The 16,940-nt window shown below is 65.4% G+C and carries 16 protein-coding genes and 1 pseudogene; 10 read left to right on the top strand and 7 right to left on the bottom strand.

Annotation, left to right across the window (positions count from 1 at the left end; genetic code table 11):
• Positions 1 to 111 precede the first annotated feature (111 nt).
• The 3 genes from ltrA to ACK1X7_RS31185 all read right to left on the bottom strand — a co-directional run bounded on the left by ltrA (position 112) and on the right by ACK1X7_RS31185 (position 3,311).
• Positions 112 to 1,542, bottom strand: coding sequence for a group II intron reverse transcriptase/maturase (gene ltrA / locus ACK1X7_RS31195; protein ID WP_413115955.1), 1,431 nt, complete (start codon positions 1,540 to 1,542; stop codon positions 112 to 114).
• A 960-nt stretch (positions 1,543 to 2,502) separates the two neighbouring features.
• Positions 2,503 to 2,709, bottom strand: coding sequence for a hypothetical protein (locus tag ACK1X7_RS31190; RefSeq protein ID WP_413115954.1), 207 nt, complete (start codon positions 2,707 to 2,709; stop codon positions 2,503 to 2,505).
• 38 nt (positions 2,710 to 2,747) lie between these two features.
• Positions 2,748 to 3,311 carry a hypothetical protein gene (locus ACK1X7_RS31185; RefSeq protein ID WP_413115953.1) on the bottom strand — a complete coding sequence of 188 codons (564 nt, stop codon included), beginning with the start codon at positions 3,309 to 3,311 and terminating at the stop codon, positions 2,748 to 2,750.
• A gap of 248 nt (positions 3,312 to 3,559) precedes the next feature.
• Here ACK1X7_RS31185 and ACK1X7_RS31180 point away from each other — a divergent pair, with 248 nt between their 5' ends.
• The 4 genes from ACK1X7_RS31180 to ACK1X7_RS31165 all read left to right on the top strand — a co-directional run bounded on the left by ACK1X7_RS31180 (position 3,560) and on the right by ACK1X7_RS31165 (position 6,654).
• Positions 3,560 to 3,934 (top strand): DUF317 domain-containing protein, encoded by a 375-nt coding sequence (locus ACK1X7_RS31180; protein WP_413115952.1) that lies wholly within the window; start codon positions 3,560 to 3,562, stop codon positions 3,932 to 3,934.
• Positions 3,935 to 4,016: 82 nt separating this feature from the next.
• A complete protein-coding gene (locus ACK1X7_RS31175) occupies positions 4,017 to 4,307 on the top strand; it encodes a hypothetical protein (protein ID WP_413115951.1) in 291 nt (96 codons plus the stop codon).
• Between the two features lie 14 nt (positions 4,308 to 4,321).
• On the top strand, positions 4,322 to 5,143 hold the full coding sequence (locus tag ACK1X7_RS31170) for a DUF317 domain-containing protein (RefSeq protein ID WP_413115950.1): 822 nt from the start codon (positions 4,322 to 4,324) through the stop codon (positions 5,141 to 5,143).
• 737 nt (positions 5,144 to 5,880) lie between these two features.
• Complete coding sequence (locus tag ACK1X7_RS31165) at positions 5,881 to 6,654, top strand: glycosyltransferase family 2 protein (protein WP_413115949.1); 774 nt, start codon at positions 5,881 to 5,883, stop codon at positions 6,652 to 6,654.
• A gap of 258 nt (positions 6,655 to 6,912) precedes the next feature.
• Here the strand turns inward: ACK1X7_RS31165 and ACK1X7_RS31160 are convergent, their stop codons facing one another.
• The 3 genes and pseudogenes from ACK1X7_RS31160 to ACK1X7_RS31150 all read right to left on the bottom strand — a co-directional run.
• Complete coding sequence (locus ACK1X7_RS31160) at positions 6,913 to 7,608, bottom strand: hypothetical protein (protein ID WP_413115948.1); 696 nt, start codon at positions 7,606 to 7,608, stop codon at positions 6,913 to 6,915.
• Positions 7,609 to 7,686: 78 nt separating this feature from the next.
• Positions 7,687 to 8,133, bottom strand: a complete 447-nt coding sequence (locus tag ACK1X7_RS31155) for a hypothetical protein (protein ID WP_413115947.1) — start codon at positions 8,131 to 8,133, stop codon at positions 7,687 to 7,689.
• 89 nt (positions 8,134 to 8,222) lie between these two features.
• Positions 8,223 to 8,525, bottom strand: a pseudogene (locus ACK1X7_RS31150) (mobilization protein); the annotation flags it as partial.
• 745 nt (positions 8,526 to 9,270) lie between these two features.
• Here ACK1X7_RS31150 and ACK1X7_RS31145 point away from each other — a divergent pair.
• From ACK1X7_RS31145 to tyrS, 6 genes are all read left to right on the top strand, one after another.
• The gene (locus ACK1X7_RS31145; protein WP_413115946.1) at positions 9,271 to 9,870 is read left to right on the top strand and encodes a DUF4254 domain-containing protein; all 600 of its coding nucleotides are present in this window, start codon (positions 9,271 to 9,273) and stop codon (positions 9,868 to 9,870) included.
• A 43-nt stretch (positions 9,871 to 9,913) separates the two neighbouring features.
• The gene (locus tag ACK1X7_RS31140; protein WP_413115945.1) at positions 9,914 to 11,596 is read left to right on the top strand and encodes a pyridoxal phosphate-dependent decarboxylase family protein; all 1,683 of its coding nucleotides are present in this window, start codon (positions 9,914 to 9,916) and stop codon (positions 11,594 to 11,596) included.
• Positions 11,593 to 12,654, top strand: a complete 1,062-nt coding sequence (locus tag ACK1X7_RS31135) for a glycosyltransferase family 9 protein (RefSeq protein ID WP_413115944.1) — start codon at positions 11,593 to 11,595, stop codon at positions 12,652 to 12,654. Before ACK1X7_RS31140 ends, ACK1X7_RS31135 begins: the two co-directional genes overlap by 4 nt.
• Positions 12,651 to 13,604, top strand: a complete 954-nt coding sequence (locus ACK1X7_RS31130; RefSeq protein WP_413115943.1) for a phosphotransferase family protein — start codon at positions 12,651 to 12,653, stop codon at positions 13,602 to 13,604. Before ACK1X7_RS31135 ends, ACK1X7_RS31130 begins: the two co-directional genes overlap by 4 nt.
• Positions 13,605 to 13,608: 4 nt before the next feature.
• Positions 13,609 to 14,760: a glycosyltransferase gene (locus ACK1X7_RS31125; protein ID WP_413115942.1), complete on the top strand. Its 1,152-nt coding sequence runs from the start codon at positions 13,609 to 13,611 to the stop codon at positions 14,758 to 14,760.
• Positions 14,761 to 14,898: 138 nt separating this feature from the next.
• On the top strand, positions 14,899 to 16,167 hold the full coding sequence (gene tyrS, locus ACK1X7_RS31120; protein WP_413115941.1) for a tyrosine--tRNA ligase: 1,269 nt from the start codon (positions 14,899 to 14,901) through the stop codon (positions 16,165 to 16,167).
• An 82-nt stretch (positions 16,168 to 16,249) separates the two neighbouring features.
• On the opposite strand, the gene ACK1X7_RS31115 is transcribed toward tyrS, so the two are convergent.
• Positions 16,250 to 16,909 carry an HAD family hydrolase gene (locus ACK1X7_RS31115; RefSeq protein WP_413115940.1) on the bottom strand — a complete coding sequence of 220 codons (660 nt, stop codon included), beginning with the start codon at positions 16,907 to 16,909 and terminating at the stop codon, positions 16,250 to 16,252.
• Positions 16,910 to 16,940: the final 31 nt, after the last annotated feature.

Genomic DNA, 16,940 nt, shown 5'->3' with positions numbered 1-16,940 from the left:
CGCCCTGCTGGTGTTTCACCAGTGGGTTTCCCCGAGCCGCCTCCCGAACCCGGCGTGCCCGTCTCCGGGCACCGGGCTCTCCACAAATCCCGTTTGCGGGTGTTCAGTTCCTCATGCCGTAGTGGGCCACGGAGACGGAATGAGTTTTCCCCGGTATCGGTATCTGGTCGTGCTTACCTTTGCCGGGTTAAACAGTTCTGTTTCCTCTGTGACGGGCCACCAGCCGCCGCCGTAATAGCGTCGACGGAGCTGTTTCCAAGTGATCCGGGGGTGCTTGCGGCGGATCCATCGCGTCACTCTCATCCACGTGTAGTGGCTGAGGTAACAGAAAGCGACGTTCGACACTCCGGGACGGAAATACGCGCACCATCCGCGCAACACCGAGTTCAATCGGTGGAGCAAGGACTCCAGCGACAAGCCGACGTTCTGCCGTCCGGTCAGTTCCTTCACCTTGCCCGTGGCGGAACGTACTGATTTCCGTGCCGGGTAGGTATAAATGTACTGCCGATCAGTGCCAAGTTTCCGGTGACGCTGGATGCGCCATCCGAGAAAGTCAAGGCCCTCGTCAATATGCGTGATCTTTGTCTTCTCCACCGACAGGCGAAGGCCCATTGGCTTCAATGCCTCTGCGACCTCGTCGCGTAGTTCCTCGGCATGCTCACGGCGCCCGAAGACGAGTACGAGGAAGTCGTCCGCATACCGGACCAGCCGGTAGTTGGGCAATCCTCGGCGCCGTCTCCTGCGCCGATCCTCGGAGGTGCCATCTGGTCCTCCGAGACCCTGGGCGATGTGCTCGTCCAAGACCGAGAGTGCGATGTTGGCCAGCAGCGGCGACAGGATCCCGCCCTGCGGGGTCCCGGTGCGTGTGTCCATGAAGGCTCCGTCACGGGACAGGATCCCGGACTTCAAGAACGCCTTCACCAAGGACAACATCCGCTTGTCCCCGATTCGATTCCGCACCCGCTCCATGAGGGCCGGGTGCGCGATCTCGTCGAAGCATGCCGTGATGTCGCCCTCCACCACCCACTCGTATCCGTGGCTGGCGAGGTAGCGAGTCTCGGCGATCGCATCGTGAGCTCGGCGGTTCGGGCGGAACCCATAGGAACACGGGAGGAAATCCCCTTCGAATACCGGCTCCAGCACCAGTTTCAAGGATGCCTGGACCACTCGGTCCGCCACAGTCGGAATCCCGAGACGACGAAACTTGCCATTCGCCTTGGGAATCATCCGCTCCCGGACAGGAACCGGGTGGAAGCTGCGGTCTCTGATCTGGGTCCGCAGCCTGTCGAGAAACGCCTCGACTCCCTGCCCGGCCTCGATGGAGCGGGCGGTCTTCCCGTCCACTCCGGCCGTGCGGGCGCCCTTGTTTCCCCGGACACGGTCCCATGCCACCAACAGGAAGGCGGGATCGGCCACGAGGTTGAACAGGTCGTCGAACCTGCGATGAGAATCATCGGTAGCCCAACGGTGCAGCTTGGTCTGGATCTCCAGTACCCGGCGTTCGGCCTTCATCAAGGCCCATTCCAGCTCGTCGGTATTCACCGGCGACAGCCTCCTGGCATTCCACTCTCCTTGCTGCTGACTTGCTGGCTCCCTTCCCCATGCGATCGGCTTTCCCGACCTCGGAGTACTACGGAGCCTCCGTCCTGCCCGACGGCCATCAGCCGGCGATGGACCTGCCCCCGATGGGACTGGATGTCCCATACGAGAGCGACCGCGAGCAGTTCCCACGTTCACCACGAAATCGATCGACAGGTGAGGTGCCCAGCTCTACCCCGGCAGCATCGCCACGCTTACGCCGCAGACTTTCGGCGTGGCCTCCCCACCGATGAGTAGAGTCGGCTTCGGAGTCGACCACCGACGAGCACTGGTGGTCGTGCACTGCGTCCGGCCCAGATCCGCCAGGTTCGAGCCGGTGTCGTAATTACGGGGCGTCAGGCACTGATTTCTCGCGTGCACCTTCCTGTCTCGCTAGCCGGACCCGGGTCGTCTGGCAGTACCAACCCGTCCCGGCGTTGTCGGGGCTGCTTACCGCTCGGCCCGGCATCCCCCGAACCGAACTGCCCCCAGCTTCAACCGGATCGCTACGACAACCCGGCGGTGAAGGTCTCTCACCTCACTCGATTCCATGGCACCTCGTGGCGCACCCACTCGCTACGACAAACGCGGCTACGTCTTCCTCGGCACTGCCACTACAGCCGCCCTGGTCATCTGGCTTCGCACATGATCGCCCGGACAAGTCCTAGTCGGCCGGATGCCGCTGACCAGCGACGACCAACTTCGTTGTCAAAGCGGGTCTCGCCGCCATGGCCGTGTGCGCGGCCTCCTGACCTGCATCGACTGGATTCGATGACAAGGAACGACTGACGGCGGACTCGGTTCGGTATCAAGGGACTAACTTGGTGGGATATCAGTTGTGTGCGGCCACTGGACAGCGTCGGCGCCATCCCACACGGAAGGGGTGGAAAGTTGAAGCTTGTCATCCCCCATGCCGCCCGCCACTCACTCCCGGTTCTCTACCTCCCGCCGCTCACGACGCTTGCGCTCTTGCTCTCGCGCCCGCTGCCGCTGCATCAGCAGCTCCTTGCGGTCACTCGACTGCTGCGGCCAGACCGCGCGCAGGACGACCCCCACGCCGGTCACGACGATGAACAAGAATGCGATGCCCAAGACAGCCCACCACGGGGCAGAGTCCGGCAGAAAGAACACGACTTAAACCTTCCGACCTACAAGGGTCGGCGGGTCGCTTAAGCAGCTAGTACGGCGCTCCCCAGCGCGCTGCGCCCGCCCCGAAGACTGATCACGGGGAAGGCGGGGTTTGGGCCGCGAGGAGCGACCTGGGGTGATGTATCAAGAGGTCGCGGTGCCCAGTTCACACAGTCGGGCGGCCTCGGCGCCAACGATGCGAGTAGAGTCATCAAGCTGCGGCGCTGAAAGCTCACGTAATAGGCGAGCAGTTCTGCTAGGGCAGCAAGATACTCAGTGACGAGACTTGGGTCGTGAACACCTTGCGCGTCGCGAAGGGCGTCCGCCGCCTTGGCGAGCCGGGTCTTCGCGCATTCGACGTGTGCAGGGCCAGCGTGAGTCTTGCTGCCCAGCAGCCGCTCTTCGAAGATTTTTCGGAAGTCGTCAGACTCCCAGCCCAGGGCTGCCGCTTCACGAACTCGCGGGTCACGGGTTGCTACCCGAAGCTCATCTTCGAGGATCAGCAATTCAACGCCGGTGATGTCGATCCCGACTTCCAGCCGGTTGGTGGCGATCACCATCTCAAGGTCACACGCTCCTGACGTTGGCCGTTCGGACTCGCTCATCTCAGTCAACTTCCTCCTCTCAGTGTCTCGTTCGTCACGATCGACAGAAGTCTATCTGGCGGGTCCGACACCACTGCCAGAAAGGCCGAAGCGACAGGGTTCGCTGTCAAACGCCTCGATTGGATGTCGAAGGACAACAGTTCGCCGGGGGCAGACAGTAAAGACCGCAGAAAGACTGGCCAACGTGTGCGAGGGCATGTCAACGTGGACGACCTTGTAAAAACCCCAGGTCAGAGAGGTGATTGCCCGTGACCGTAGCGCCCGTGAGCCCCGGCTTTTCCACCACCGCCGAAACCCTGCGGCTGCGCGAGTGGCAGCTGGGCCCCGGCCAGCCCACGCTCGTCATGGACCAGTTCTCCGCAGAGGACTTCCACCTGATCGTGGACGACCGCGCGGACGTGCACGTCAGCTCGAAGGACGGCCGCTTCTACCTCGGCTGGTTCCCGCTCGGCCGCCCCGGCACTGACGGCGAGGGATGGACGATCGCCGTCACCGGCACGGCCGAGGTGCCCGGCTACCACCTGTCGTTCGACACCGAGACGCCAGCTGACATCGTCGCCGCCGCCGTGGCGCGCGTGCTGGAGACCTCACGTCGTGTACGACAGCCAGGCGCCCACGAGTAGTCCTCGCTCTGGCGGCCGGCTGGCTGTCGAGCTTCCGCTCCTTTCATCGCTCACCGTTTCCCCTCACCCCAGGAGGCTGTTCGTGACGTCCTCGGAGATGACCGTCGGTGATCTCATCGACCTGCTGTCCGCCTGCGACCGGACTGCTCCGGTCCGCCAGGCCATGAACCCGTTCTTTCCGATGGTGCACCGCCTTTCGCAGGTCGTGCAGTCCGTGGACGAGACCGGCCGGACCGTCGTCTACCTCGCCGAGGGGCGGGACGAGGACGCACAGCTCGGCCATCTGCCGCCCGAGGTCGCCGTCACCCTGGCCTGGCAGGGCCCCGTTCAGGCGCCCCTGGGCCGCCCCCGCCGCCGTGCGGGCGGAAACTAGCCCGCATCGAGCCCTTGGAGGCGCCCCTGTACCCCGACTTCCCGCTCGGCCCGTCCACCCCGCGCGGCGGCCAGCCCGCGTTCTGGGTCGGTCCCCGGCATCTGGCCGGTGACGATGGGCGCCTCTACGACGCCATCGCCGACACGCTGTCCGGCCTCGGCTGGACGAGCCTGACGATCGTCCGCGGACGACACGAGCCGGACGAAGCACCGGAGGACCGCCAGGTCCTGCGCAGCACCGTCCTGCACATCAGCCCCGACGCCCTCCGCTGGGCGCAGTGGAATCTGGCGGACGAGCCGTTCCATCTGGGAGAACTGCCGATTGCCTGGCAGATCTCCGCCCGCGCGGACACGAGCAACCCGCTCGCTCAATGGTCGGCCTACTTCACCACGGACCTCCCCGGCGAGGCCGTGGCCGACTTCCTCGTCGCGCTCGACGCCCGCGACCAGCCCGCCGTGCCGCTCGCCGGCCCCGAGCTGGTCCTCGACGCTGTCGCCGCCCACGGCTGGCTCCGCGACATCGACCAGCCTCAGGCGGCAGCAACGGACCCGACGTTCACCTCGCACATCAGCCTCGGGGAGGTGCCGTCCCTCATCCAGGACGCCCACCCGCGCGTCCTGACGACCGAGGCCGACGAGGCGGGACCGGCCGGATGGCAGGCATGGTCCGAGCCCGCGCTCGGCGCACCGTGCCTGTGGGCAGCCTCGTTCGGGGCCAGCGTCCCCCACGACCTCGTGGCAGCCTTTGCCGCCTCCCTCAGCTCGACCGCACCGGTCCTACGCCGGGTACTGCCCGAGGCCACTCAGGAGCGCCTCCTGCGCGCGCCAGTCATCTAACACTCCGCGCTCAACTCCCGACGTACGCAGCCCGGCCCCTTCCAAACGGAGGGCGCCGGGCTTTTTGCTTCCAGGGCCGTAAACGCCGGTGTGCACAACAGGCTGCGCGGTTCCCTGCCGCCGCAGTCGGACAGTAGACAGCGGCATGTCGGAACAGGTCAGCAGACCAGCACCCCGGCAGTTGGGGGACCGGACCGGGGCGAGGCACTGTCGCCGGGCGGCCGGTCTTTGCTGTCCCTGGGGGTTTGCCGCCCTGAGACGGCACGATGCGGGATGCGGCAATGCATCCCAGCCCTGGCGTCCTTGTCGCCGTCGCTCTCGCTGTCCTCGTGACGGTCGCGCTGTCGGTCCGTTCACGTCGCAAGCGCACAGCCGCCCTCGCGGCTCAGCGACAGGCATTCCAGCAGCACCATAGTTCCGGGCGAGAGCAACTTCTCCAGGTCATGCGGGTTTATCAGCACGGACGCCGTGGCTCGAAGGGCATCGTGACCTGGTGCGACGCCGGTCGGCATCAGGGCGCCTGGTGCTGGGACTGGCATGTTCCCGCAGGCGCGTATCTACTCGTCAACGCCTCCAGCGGCTATGGGTCGCACAGCCACAACCCGAACGTGCTCTACGTACAGCCCGGACACGTTCGAGCCTGGGTGCCCGGCCAAGCTGCTCGCGCCGCTCAGCGGGTCGGCCAGTAACGCAGTGCTTGAATGGACCGTCGTTCTGGCTGAGCAAGGAGAAGCGCTGTGCCCCTGGTGTCTGTCGTGATGCCCGTGTACAACTCGGCAGCCACGCTCGGTGCAGCAATCCGGTCGGTGCTCACGCAGACCCACAGCGACCTGGAGCTGCTGATCACCGACGACCAGTCGTCCGACGGCTCCATGGACCTGCTCATGGAGTTCGCCCGGCAGGACAAGCGCGTCCTGCCGGAAGCCGCACCCGAGCGGGGCGGTGCCGGGCGGGCACGCAACCTCGCTATCGAGCGGGCCCGGGGGGATTACGTCGCCTTCCTCGACAGCGACGACATGTGGCTGCCGGAGAAAGCCGAGCGGCAGATCGAATTCGCTGCCGCGGGTACGGCACCTCTCACGTTCACCTCGTACTTCAAGATGGCTGCCGACTACCACGGCGAGAGCACCGACTTCATCCCGAACGGGCGCGTGGTCCGCGCCCGCGAACACGTGGACTACGGCGCGATGCTGGTCCAGGACCACATCGGCGCTCTGACCGCCATGTACGACCGTAACGTCCTGGGCACCAGGCTGATGCCGGAGATGCGCAAGAGGCAGGACTACGCCCTGTGGCTCTCGATCATGCGTGACGGCGCCGATGCCCGGGGCCTTCCCGAGCCGCTTGCGGTGTACAGGTCCCACCAGGCGGGGTCGCTGTCTTCCAACAAGCTGTCGCTCGTCCCGTACAACTGGGAGCTCTACCGCGAACACGAGGGGCTGTCGGTCCCCAGGGCGACGCGGGCCCTGGCAGGCGCAGTGTGGCAGTCGATGCGCAACTCGCGGATCTAACAACCTCAGCAAGCCCCCGACCTGTGGCCGCTGTGCTCGCACTCCTTGAAGAAGGTGCCCATGCCGCAGGCCCGCGAGCACTAGATGAACGGAGATTGGTTCGGCACCGTGCAGGGGTGCGACGGTGCGTCGATCCCCGCCCTTGCGCTGCCCGGCGTGCCCCTGAAACCGCGGGCACGTGTGCGCTGAGCTGCGATCCTTACGCTGCTGCCCCCTGACCCATGGTGGTCGGGGGCAGCAGCTTGGTGGGCGGAAGGGCTAGCTCGTTGCCGTGGTCTTGGCGAGGGCCTTGTCAAGGTGGCGGTCGACGAGGGCCGGGGAGCCGGAGACGATCAGTAGCAGGCTGCCGTCGCGGATCGCGGTCTGCTTGACCACGGTGCTCTTTCCTCCGATGGAGAACGTCAGGAGCTGGCTCCACTGCTCGTCACCGAGGCCGCGGGGTGCGGGCAGCTTTTGCGAGGCCATGTCGATCGGGGTGCCGCCTGCCACGACCTGATAGGTCGGGCAGCCGGTCATGGCGTCGAAGATCCGGTCGATGCCGCCGGACAGCTTCTCCACGCTGTCGCTGTACAGCTCCTCGTCGATCTCGGAGCTGCTGCCGCCGTAGGTGAAGGCGGCGTTTGCCTTGCGCGGGAAGGCGAACGTGCCGCCGGTCGCCGAGTCGCCGCCCAGCTCGCTCAGGGCCGGGCAGCCGACGACGGTGATGTCGTCGTGCTGGGCGGGGCGCTCTGGCTTTCGCAGGTAGCCGCTGCCGAGGTCGCTCCCGTTGAGCAGGCGCGCCTCCAGCTTGGCCGACGAGAGCACGCCAGCCTTCTGGGCTGTGTCGGCCGACCTCTCGGTATGGGCGGGGGGTGCGGTGTCGGGCTTGGTGCCAGCGGTGTCGGTGGAACAGGCGGGCATGGCGAGGAGGGCGGCGGTGATGCCGAGGGCGGTGGTGGTGGCGCGAACGCGCATGGCGGAACTGACCCCTTGGTGCTTGACGACGAGTGGTCAGTGCGGGCCGCGGGCCCGGTGGGGTCGTAGGGGTGGGAGTCAGTGCCCGAGGTGGCGCAGGCAGTCCTCGAACGTGGCGTGCGTCGCGTCCGCCGGCCCGGAGTTCCGGTTGTACCAGGCGGTGTCGAGGCGGGTCTCCTGCTGTTGGTGACCGGCCCGGCACCGCAGCCAGATCTGGCCGTGGGTGGAGAGGACGAGCCAGTCCCGGTACGCGCCGCACTCGGCGCAGGCGACCACCTCACCGTCGAGGACGAGCGGCTGCTTCCACGGCATCATCTTGCCGTCGAGCTGATCGTGGCTGGGCACCCGCAGCTCCGGCGGAAGGAAGTTGTCCACCAAAGTGGATGCTGGCTCGGTGTGTTCCGGCTCGGCCGGCGACACCCCGACCCCGGGCGGGACCTGATTCTGCAGCCGCGCCGACAGCTCGAAGAATCGGCGCTGCGCCTCGCTGGGCTCCTTGGCCCGGCGGCGTATTCGGTGAAACACCCTGGCGTCCTCCTTCGCCTCGTCCTGCTCGCTTCATGATCGTGCCCTTCATTTCCGGCGGTTTCAATTCACAACGTCCACAGTCGAGGGGGCCGGTTCAGACGCCGGCCGCGCTGGTAGAGGCCCCCAACGGGCTGGGCAGCGGCGACCTGGTAGGCGGAACGAAGGTGCTCGGCGGCTTGGCGGGCCGCGGCGGGCTGCTGCGTATGCCCCTTCTTCGCGTGCCAGTGCATGGTGGCGCTGATCAGGAAGAACAGCATGTCGATTGCCATCGCGGTCGTCGCACCGTCCTCGCCCCGATCGAGGGCGGGACCGCGGGTTGCCTTCTGCGGAACCTGGTGGCTCGCCTCGGCGCGTGCTTGGTTCCTTAACCCTGCGCACTCGCGCAACTCTGGCTCGGGTCGCCGGGGTGTCGGCAGAAGGGACGGAGTCCGTCGATAGGAACCCGGAGATCCGACTCATTCGACGAAACGGCCGAAGTTGGTCGAGCGAGCACCGGAAATCCTGGTCATCGGCGTTCAGGCGCATCGGACCGCGGTCGACGCTGGCCGAAAAGCAATCACCTAAAGTGATCAAATGTCCACTCGTTGTCAGAGCCCTGTGCTCTTATTGCGAGCGCGGGGATCGTCAACGGCTGTGGACAGGAGGGCTTATTTCATGGTGGCGAAGGTGGAGGGTCACGTTCGGGCCGCTGTCCCGATGTGGGCGCGCCCGGGTATGGCCCGATGAGCCGTCGGCGCCCGGCGCGGGGTACCGGCCGTCGTAGGCCGATACGCCGCTCCGAGCAGGATGAGCAGGGTGCTCTGCTGGCCGCCGGGGGCTGGGGCTCTCCAGGATCGCGGTGTCGGCTGGGAGGCCGGCGATGCGGAGAGATGGCACCAGACACTGGTGCGAGATGGCCCATGATCACCTGTTCTCCCTGAACTGTTAACGTGCCACGAGATCAACTTAGGGGCAGGTGGCGGACCTGGATGGATGCCAAGCAGCCACTCTGGTCGCAGAGTCAGGCGCACCATGGAGTAGCAATCGTGAAGTACCGCGCCCCTCTCGGACACCCTCCGGTCATGCTCAAGGCTGTCTTCAATGGCGGTCGGCAGAGACCGTCCTCACCAGATACCGAAAGGGGGATCACCACCCATGGCCAAGACGCGTGCATGGCTGGGTACAGACACGGGTGAGTCGGAGGGAGACCTGCGCGCTCCTATGACGGCGGGTACAGCCTGCCCCGACGTGGCAGGTGAGCAAGGTGAATGGTCCGAGGACGTTCTCGCCGGGATTCCATCTCCTTATCGGCCCGACTTGTTGCAGGCTCTGGGCCGGCTGCATGCGGTCAACAGCCGCCAGTGGGACGCCGAGGACCGGGTGCGGCAGGCTGGGGACGGGGAGATTCCGGCCATCAAGCGGGAGATCGACGATCTCAACGGCCTTCGCCATGCACTCATCGAGCAGGTCGACCGGATCTTGGATGCGGCGTGGAGTGCGAACGAGGACGTGCCTCCCATCACGGAGTCGATCGGATCGGCGCTTGACCGACTCTCGGTGCAGAAGCTTCGGATAGTCCATACGGAGCGACTGGCTGGGGGTGATGCGGCCGCGGCGGGGCGAGTAGGGATTCTGCGCCGTCAGTACGACGATCTGGTGTGGTCCATCGCGGTCGCTTGCGAGGATCTCGTGTCCGGTCGGCGGCGCACGCCCCGGCCTGAGCGCATGAAGCTCTACGGAAAGTCCGTGCGATGAGCGCAGTCACGTTGCTCCTCCGAATCGCCAGGTTCGATCTGCGATGACGACTGATTCCTTCGGGGATGGAGATGAGTTTGAGCGCTGGCGCAGCGGCCTGTTCCTGCATCCAGAGGGGACCAATGCCGATGCGCTTATCGAGCTTCTTCGCCGCGCTCTCGATGAGACGCTGAGCCATCAGGGCGAGGGGCCCGTGTATCCGCGCACTGGCCAGGAGGGTGGGCGTTCCCTCGTGGGTGACGGATGGCTGCCGGAGAGCCCTGTCACGGCGGAGACGGCGCTCAGCCAATTGCGCTGGTGGCTCGCTGGGTCGGTCAAAGTTCATCATCAGATGTTCGCCAAGAACATCGTTCCGCCACCGTCGTTCGTCAACCTGGCAGCGTTGTGCGCGGTGTCGTTGTTCATGCCTAACGGTGTCACTGGGGAGGACGCCGCGGAGACCCTTTCCGCCGAGCTGTCCTCCGCCCAGGCGTTGGCGCGGCTGGCGGGGTACGACCCGGAGCGGGCAGGCGGCCTGTTCACGTTCGGCGGCACCGCGACCAACCTGTACGCCATCAACGTCGGCATTTCCAAGGCACAGCCCGACCACGCCGAGCGTGGGATCGAGCCTGGGATGGCCGTCGTCGGGTCCTGGCCGGCGCACTACTCGCAGAAATCCGCGTGCGCGTGGCTGGGGATCGGCACCCGAAACTACATATCCGCTGCGTCGCTACCCGACCAGACCACGGATCTGGAGTCGATGGAAGCGGCTTGCCGGGACGTCCTGACACGCGGCCACCGGCTTGCATGCATCGTCGGCGCGGGCGGGACGACTTCCAACATGGCTGTCGACGACTTCGGCGAGATCGCTACGATGCGGGATCGGCTGGCCGCCGAATATGGGTTGGATTACACGCCCCATGTGCATGCAGACACGGTCATCGGGTGGGCATACCTCTGCTTCATCGATTATGACTTGCATCAGAACCCCCTCGGCTTCAGCCCACCTGTGGTGGCCAAGCTGGCCCGACTTGTGGAGCGTCTGAAAACGGTGCAGCACGCCGACTCGTTCGGAACGGACTTCCACAAGACCGGTTTCGCGCCCTATACGTCGAGCATGATCGTCATGCGAGATGGTCGGGACTTCTCGCGGCTGCGCCGCGACGGCGGAGCCATGACCCCATTGTTCCATGACAAGGATGCCTACAACCCCGGGACCTTCACGTTGGAGACGTCCAGGTCGGCAGCGAACATGGTCGCAACCTGGGTTGGCTTGCAAGCTCTGGGCAAGCAGGGGATGCGGCAACTGCTCGGCCACGCGCTTGAAACGGCAGAAACGCTCCGGCGCCACATCAATGCCTTGGCAGGTCGCGACGCGACAGCTATCAACAGACATTCGTACGGCCCGGACGTGTTCGTGCGCTGTTACCCGCCGGACGACCCCGCCGCTACCGAGGAGGACTTCGACGACACCAGCTCCGTCCGCCGGATAAACCAGTACACCTCTGACCTATTCGCGTGGCTATCGACTCAACGGGTGCCGGACGCTGAACAAATCGCAGTGAGCAAGACCTCCGCGGCCTTCTATACACCGGCTGGCGAGCCGGTCGTCGCTCTCCGGGTGTACTCCCTCAACCCGTACTTCTCCGATGCTCACGCCAGAGAGCTGGTCGTACGCCTGCTGAGGGGCAAGCGACGGTTCGATGCCATGTGCATGCGTGCAGATGCGTGTGAGGAGGCTCAATGAAGCGACCGTCGCTGTGTGGCCGAGAAGAGCTGCCGACGCGCTTCGCAGCCGCCGACCTTCCTGTCCGTGACTGTGTCGAGTTGGCCGCCGGCCTGGCCTCCTATGCCCGTACACATGGACTGGCCCGAGTCGAGGTGAGCGGGCCGCCGGCAATGCGTGAGCTCATCGAGGAGTTCGGCTTCGACGAGGTGCGATTTGTCGAATTCCACCATCAGTCCGCAGTGGACATTGCAGCGGTTCCTCGGACTTGGCGCTGCGGCCAACGAGGGCTGCGCTGCCTGAGCGACCAGCTCGTCGACGCAGCAAAAATCGCGTCGCGGGTGGACACACCGCCGTCAACACTCGCCGGGGGAACTGTGATGCGGTTTGCCCGGCATAACCGCCTCGGCGACGCACTGGGCATCGTGACCGGCCTCGAGCACTACTGCCGCGACAACGCCGTGGCATCAGTTGCCGTATCCGGTTCGCCCATCCTTGCCGAGGTAGTGGAGGTGTTCGCGTGCAAGCGGGTGAGCTATGCCCCTTCGCCCAGCGAGTCGATCAACGGCGACGCGATCTTCGCCCGATCGTCATGGAGCATCCCCTGGCTTGACCGGTTCAACCACGCCGTCACCGACGCCTTTGGAGGGCGAGCCCGCCACCGAGTGCCGCCGCTGCCTCTCCGCCAGGCACCGACGCCTCGTGGCCAAGAGAATGTGGTGTATTGCCAGCTCGATGCGCGTTCCGGCACTGCGCCATCGCGACACTCGGCTCGGCGGCTCCTGAACCAGGTCTCGGCGCACGGTGAAGTACGGGTCCTCGGCGGCCCCGACACCCAGACCTACCTCGGCGAGGACTTGACCTACGTCCGGGCCGACCTTCCCGAAATGGTCGCCCGTCTGCTGTCATGCCGTCTCTTCGTAGGGTGCGACAGCGGCCTGGGCCACCTCGCGGGTTGCCTCGGTGTGCCTGGTCTGATCGTCAGTACCGACGACTTCGAGACGACCTGGTCATTCTTTCGAGGCTACGCCAGCCTCAATGTCATCCCGCTCGCGGCAGCAGAGGTGCTCCTGCCATGAAGCCGCCGACAGAGCAGGCAGTCCTGCGGGCGGCCAGCCGATGCCTGAATCAAGAGGCCGTGACCGCGAACCGAATCCCGATGGGCCGCAGTCACTTCGTGTTCACAGTGCAGCTGGAGTCCGGTGAGCCAGTGATTGCACGGATCACGCGTCACGACCGTGCTGGGTGCTTCGCCGGCTTCGCGTACTGGCGGTGCAAGCTGGCAAGGGTGGGAGTGCCCGTTCCCCGCGTGCTGCACATGGACCTGAGCGGGACAGCGCTGCCCTGGCCGATCATGTTCCTTGAGCAAGCCCCAGGAACCGATCTCTGCAACGTCTACGTGGGCCTTACCGCTGCCGAGAAGCGAAGCATTGCCGACGACCTGCTCGATATTCAGCACCGCACGCGCGGCCTCCCGCCCGGTCCCGGGTACGGCGGTATCGCCAGTTACGGTGACCTTCGGTGCCACCCGCGCTGGTCGGACGTGCTGTGGGAGTACTTCACCGGTGCCGTCGATCAGCTTGCGCCCCCGCAGCGGGAGGCCCCGGCCATTGGACAAATTCGCAGAACCATCCACGAGCTACATCCCGAATTCGATGGCATCGCCCCGTTGCCCTACTTGATCGACGCCACCCACCAGAACGTGTTGGTGGAAGACGGGAGAGTCACGGCGATCGTCGACCTGGACGAGGTCGGATTCGGTGACTCTCTGTACCCGCTCGGTGTCGCTCGTGCTGGACTTCTGGCCCGTGGACCGGAGGCCGACTGTATTGAACAGGTTGCAGCGCCGCTGTGCGTCGGTCCGAATCGGCGTCGTGTATTCGACCTGTACTCAGCGATCGCATGCCTCAAAATGCTCGCCCCCAGTCCCCTCAGCGTCGCTGGCCCGCCCTCTGCCGGCAGCCAGATCGCCGTCCGGCTTCGGAGCTTGCTCGATGCCTTTGCCGCCGCCGCGGCACACAAGGAGTAACGTCATGGCCGGTATCGTCTTTGTGAGTATCGACGACTTCACCCGCGAGGGCTTTACCAATGGTCTGTTTCTGCAGGTGCGCGAACTACTAAAACGCGTCGTAACCCGAGGGCACCCGGCCAGCCTCGCCTGTATCGCTCAGAACACTCAGAGCAGGAATCCCGGAGTCGGACGCAGAACTCGAACCATCCAGGGTTGCACTGTCCACGAGACCTTCATCGGTGCTCCGGGGGTAGCCAGTGCGTACCGGCGGGCTCTTCAAGATATTTTGAACGACCTGGACCCCGACGTGATTCTGCTCAACTCGTGTGCGGTTCGGCTCAATGAAGCGCATCACGCGGTGCTGGACGAGAGCCTTGCGAGCGGTCGGCAGGTAGCCGTGCTCGTGACCGACCAGCTCTACCCCACAAGCAGGGACCACCCTGAAGATGAGGTGCGGAGCTACTACAGCCTGATGCGGCAGACCAGCGTGCACGCGGTCAGCGAGACCATCGCCGACGCCTTCCATGGCGAAACCGGTGTGCCAGCGCAGGTTCTCCCTAATCTCCTACCCGAGCGACGAGTCGTCCCGGCATCTTCGGGGGCAGAGAGTCGATCCCTGACATTGATCAATCACCACCCGATCAAGGGTCGACGTGTCTGGGACGCGCTCATTCGGCAGCGCCCCGGCGATGCCTATCTGGCCGTGGAAACCTGGCCCGATGTCCCGGCGTATGTGCCGCCCTCACCGAGGGTCGAAGTGGCCGCATTCACCCCGGATCCCACCACGATCTACAACCGCACCAGAATTCTGCTGGTGCCTTCGCTGGGCCCGGAAGGTCTCGCACGAGTCACGCTTGAAGCAATGGAGTCAGGAGTGCCTGTCATAGCTCACCGGATAGGCAGCCTGCCCGAACTCGGGAACGCCGCGATGTTTATCGCCCCGCCACCGATAGCCGGCTACGAGCTCGATGGCAATGTGCTGTATCCCATGGTTTCCCAGAATGACGTCGAGCGGGCCGCGCAAGATCTCGGGCAGGCGATCGACGCTCTTGATCATGATCCGGCACTCCGGGCCCGATTCGTGACCAGCGGCAGAGTACTCGTGCGTGACTACCGTGATCACAGCGAGGCTGTTTCCGACCGGCTGCTCGACGCATGGTTCGGGACTGTGTGACTCAGGACCCTCAGATGTGGGGTGATCTTGGCTTTTCCGCCGTACGCGATGCCGCTGACCAGCACAAACGCGGAAGCTCCGGCTGGACGACTAGACTGGCCGCCGCACTGTACGCGCGACTCAAGGAGACACGGGACCGTGACGGCCATCGTCGACGAGCTCACGTGGCGCGGGCTGATCGCCCATGCCACTGACGAGGACGCATTGCGCAAGGCTCTCGCGGACGGCCCTGTCACGTTCTATTGCGGCTTCGACCCGACCGCGGCCAGCCTGCACGTCGGCCACCTGGTGCAGGTGCTCACCCTCCGCCGACTCCAGCAGGCCGGGCACCGACCGCTGGCGCTCGTGGGCGGCGCGACCGGCCACATCGGCGATCCTCGGCCGACTGCCGAGCGCACCCTGAACGCCCCGGAGACGATCGCCGAATGGGTGACCCGGCTGCGGGCGCAGATCGAGCCGTACCTCTCCTTCGAGGGCGACAACGCGGCGACCATGGTCAACAACCTGGACTGGACCGGGGGCATGACCGTGATCGAGTTCCTGCGGGATATCGGCAAGCACTTCCGGGTGAACAAGATGCTCACCAAGGACTCGGTCGCCCAGCGCCTGGCCTCCGACCAGGGCATCAGCTTTACGGAGTTCAGTTACCAGTTGCTTCAGGGGATGGACTTCCTGGAGCTGTACCGGCGGTATGGCTGCACCCTCCAGACGGGGGGAAGCGACCAGTGGGGCAACCTCACAGCCGGTCTGGACCTGATTCACCGCCTGGAGCCGCACGCCGAGGTGCACGCGCTGGCCACGCCACTGATGACGAAGGCGGACGGCACCAAGTTCGGCAAGACCGAGACGGGCACGCTTTGGCTCGACCCGGAGATGACCACGCCGTACGCGTTCTACCAGTTCTGGCTGAACACGGACGACCGGGATATCTCGCGCTACATGCGCATCCTCTCCTTCAAATCCCGCGAGGAGCTGGAGGAGCTGGAGAAGGTGACTGAGGAGCGGCCGCAAGCCCGTACCGCGCAGCGCGCCCTTGCCGAGGAGCTGACCACGTTGGTACACGGTGCCGACGAGTGCGCCGCTGTGATCGCAGCGTCAAAGGCGCTGTTCGGGCAGGGCGAGCTCACCGAACTCGACGAGGCAACGCTGGCCGCCGCGATCTCCGAGCTCCCGAACGCCAAGGTGAGCGAGCTCGGCCAGGTCACCGACATGTTCGCTGAGGTCGGCCTGGCGCCGAGCAAGTCGGCCGCCCGCCGCACCGTGAAGGAGGGCGGCGCCTACGTGAACAACGTCAAGGTGACTGCCGAGGATGCCGTGGTCACGGCCAACGAGCTCCTTCGCGGACGCTGGCTGGTGCTGCGCAGGGGCAAGAAGAATCTGGCGGCCATCGAGGTCACCGGAGCCTGAACCGGGGGACGGAAGCTCAGCTGTGAGCCGGGGTGCCTCCGGCTCACAGAGCCAAGTGGTAGGGGCAAGGCGCTGCGGAAGTTCAGTCGGTAGTGGTGGCCAGCAGCTTGGGCAGGTCGCGCATATCGTCGAACAGGGTGGTGCCGGGTCCTTCCAGCCGTGAGGCCGACGTGAGTCCGCCGCAGTAGCCGAAAGTCCGCATACCGGCGGCACGGGCTGCCTGAACTCCGTACGCGCTGTCCTCGATCACCACGCACCGCCTGGGTTCTACGCCCATGGATCGAGCAGCGTGCAGGAAAAGGTCGGGGGCAGGCTTGCCTCGGGCGACGTCGGCTGCGCTGAAGATGTGCCCCTCGAAGTGGTCTCTCAGGCCGACGATCTCCAGGTTTCGCCTGAGGCTGGCGTGACCGGTGTTCGATGCGACGCAGACGGGCATCGCAAGGCTGTCCAGGGCTTCTGTGACGCCGTCGACAGCGGTCAGGTCAGCTTCGAAGGCCGCCTCGTAGAGATGCTCGTATTGCTGCAGCCAGTTATTCTCTAGGCGCCGTCCAAGCCGTTCCTCCACGGCAGCCGTGTAGACCTCGCTGGAGGAGCCGACGAACTTCTCGATGATCTCCTCCTCGGTGAACGCGCACCCCAGGTCAGCCGTGATCATCGCGTCCACTTTGACGCATATCCGCTCGCTGTCCACCAGTACGCCATCACAATCGAAGATCGCCAGATCGACAGGACTCCGCGTCATGATCGGCAGTGTAGACCTGCGGTCTGCTTGG

The organism is Streptomyces sp. CY-1, from assembly GCF_047218265.1.
In the GTDB taxonomy this organism is placed as follows: Bacteria; Actinomycetota; Actinomycetes; order Streptomycetales; family Streptomycetaceae; genus Streptomyces; species Streptomyces niphimycinicus.
This window is presented reverse-complemented; position numbering and strand designations above follow the sequence as displayed.

Coding starts and splice junctions, on each gene's coding strand:
- ACK1X7_RS31135 (WP_413115944.1), top strand. CDS start 11,593: ATGAAGCGACCGTCGCTGTGTGGCCGAGAAGAGCTGCCGACGCGCTTC.
- ACK1X7_RS31160 (WP_413115948.1), bottom strand. CDS start 7,608: ATGCGCGTTCGCGCCACCACCACCGCCCTCGGCATCACCGCCGCCCTC.
- ACK1X7_RS31185 (WP_413115953.1), bottom strand. CDS start 3,311: ATGAGCGAGTCCGAACGGCCAACGTCAGGAGCGTGTGACCTTGAGATG.
- ACK1X7_RS31115 (WP_413115940.1), bottom strand. CDS start 16,909: ATGACGCGGAGTCCTGTCGATCTGGCGATCTTCGATTGTGATGGCGTA.
- ACK1X7_RS31125 (WP_413115942.1), top strand. CDS start 13,609: ATGGCCGGTATCGTCTTTGTGAGTATCGACGACTTCACCCGCGAGGGC.
- ACK1X7_RS31145 (WP_413115946.1), top strand. CDS start 9,271: ATGGCCAAGACGCGTGCATGGCTGGGTACAGACACGGGTGAGTCGGAG.
- ACK1X7_RS31130 (WP_413115943.1), top strand. CDS start 12,651: ATGAAGCCGCCGACAGAGCAGGCAGTCCTGCGGGCGGCCAGCCGATGC.
- ACK1X7_RS31140 (WP_413115945.1), top strand. CDS start 9,914: ATGACGACTGATTCCTTCGGGGATGGAGATGAGTTTGAGCGCTGGCGC.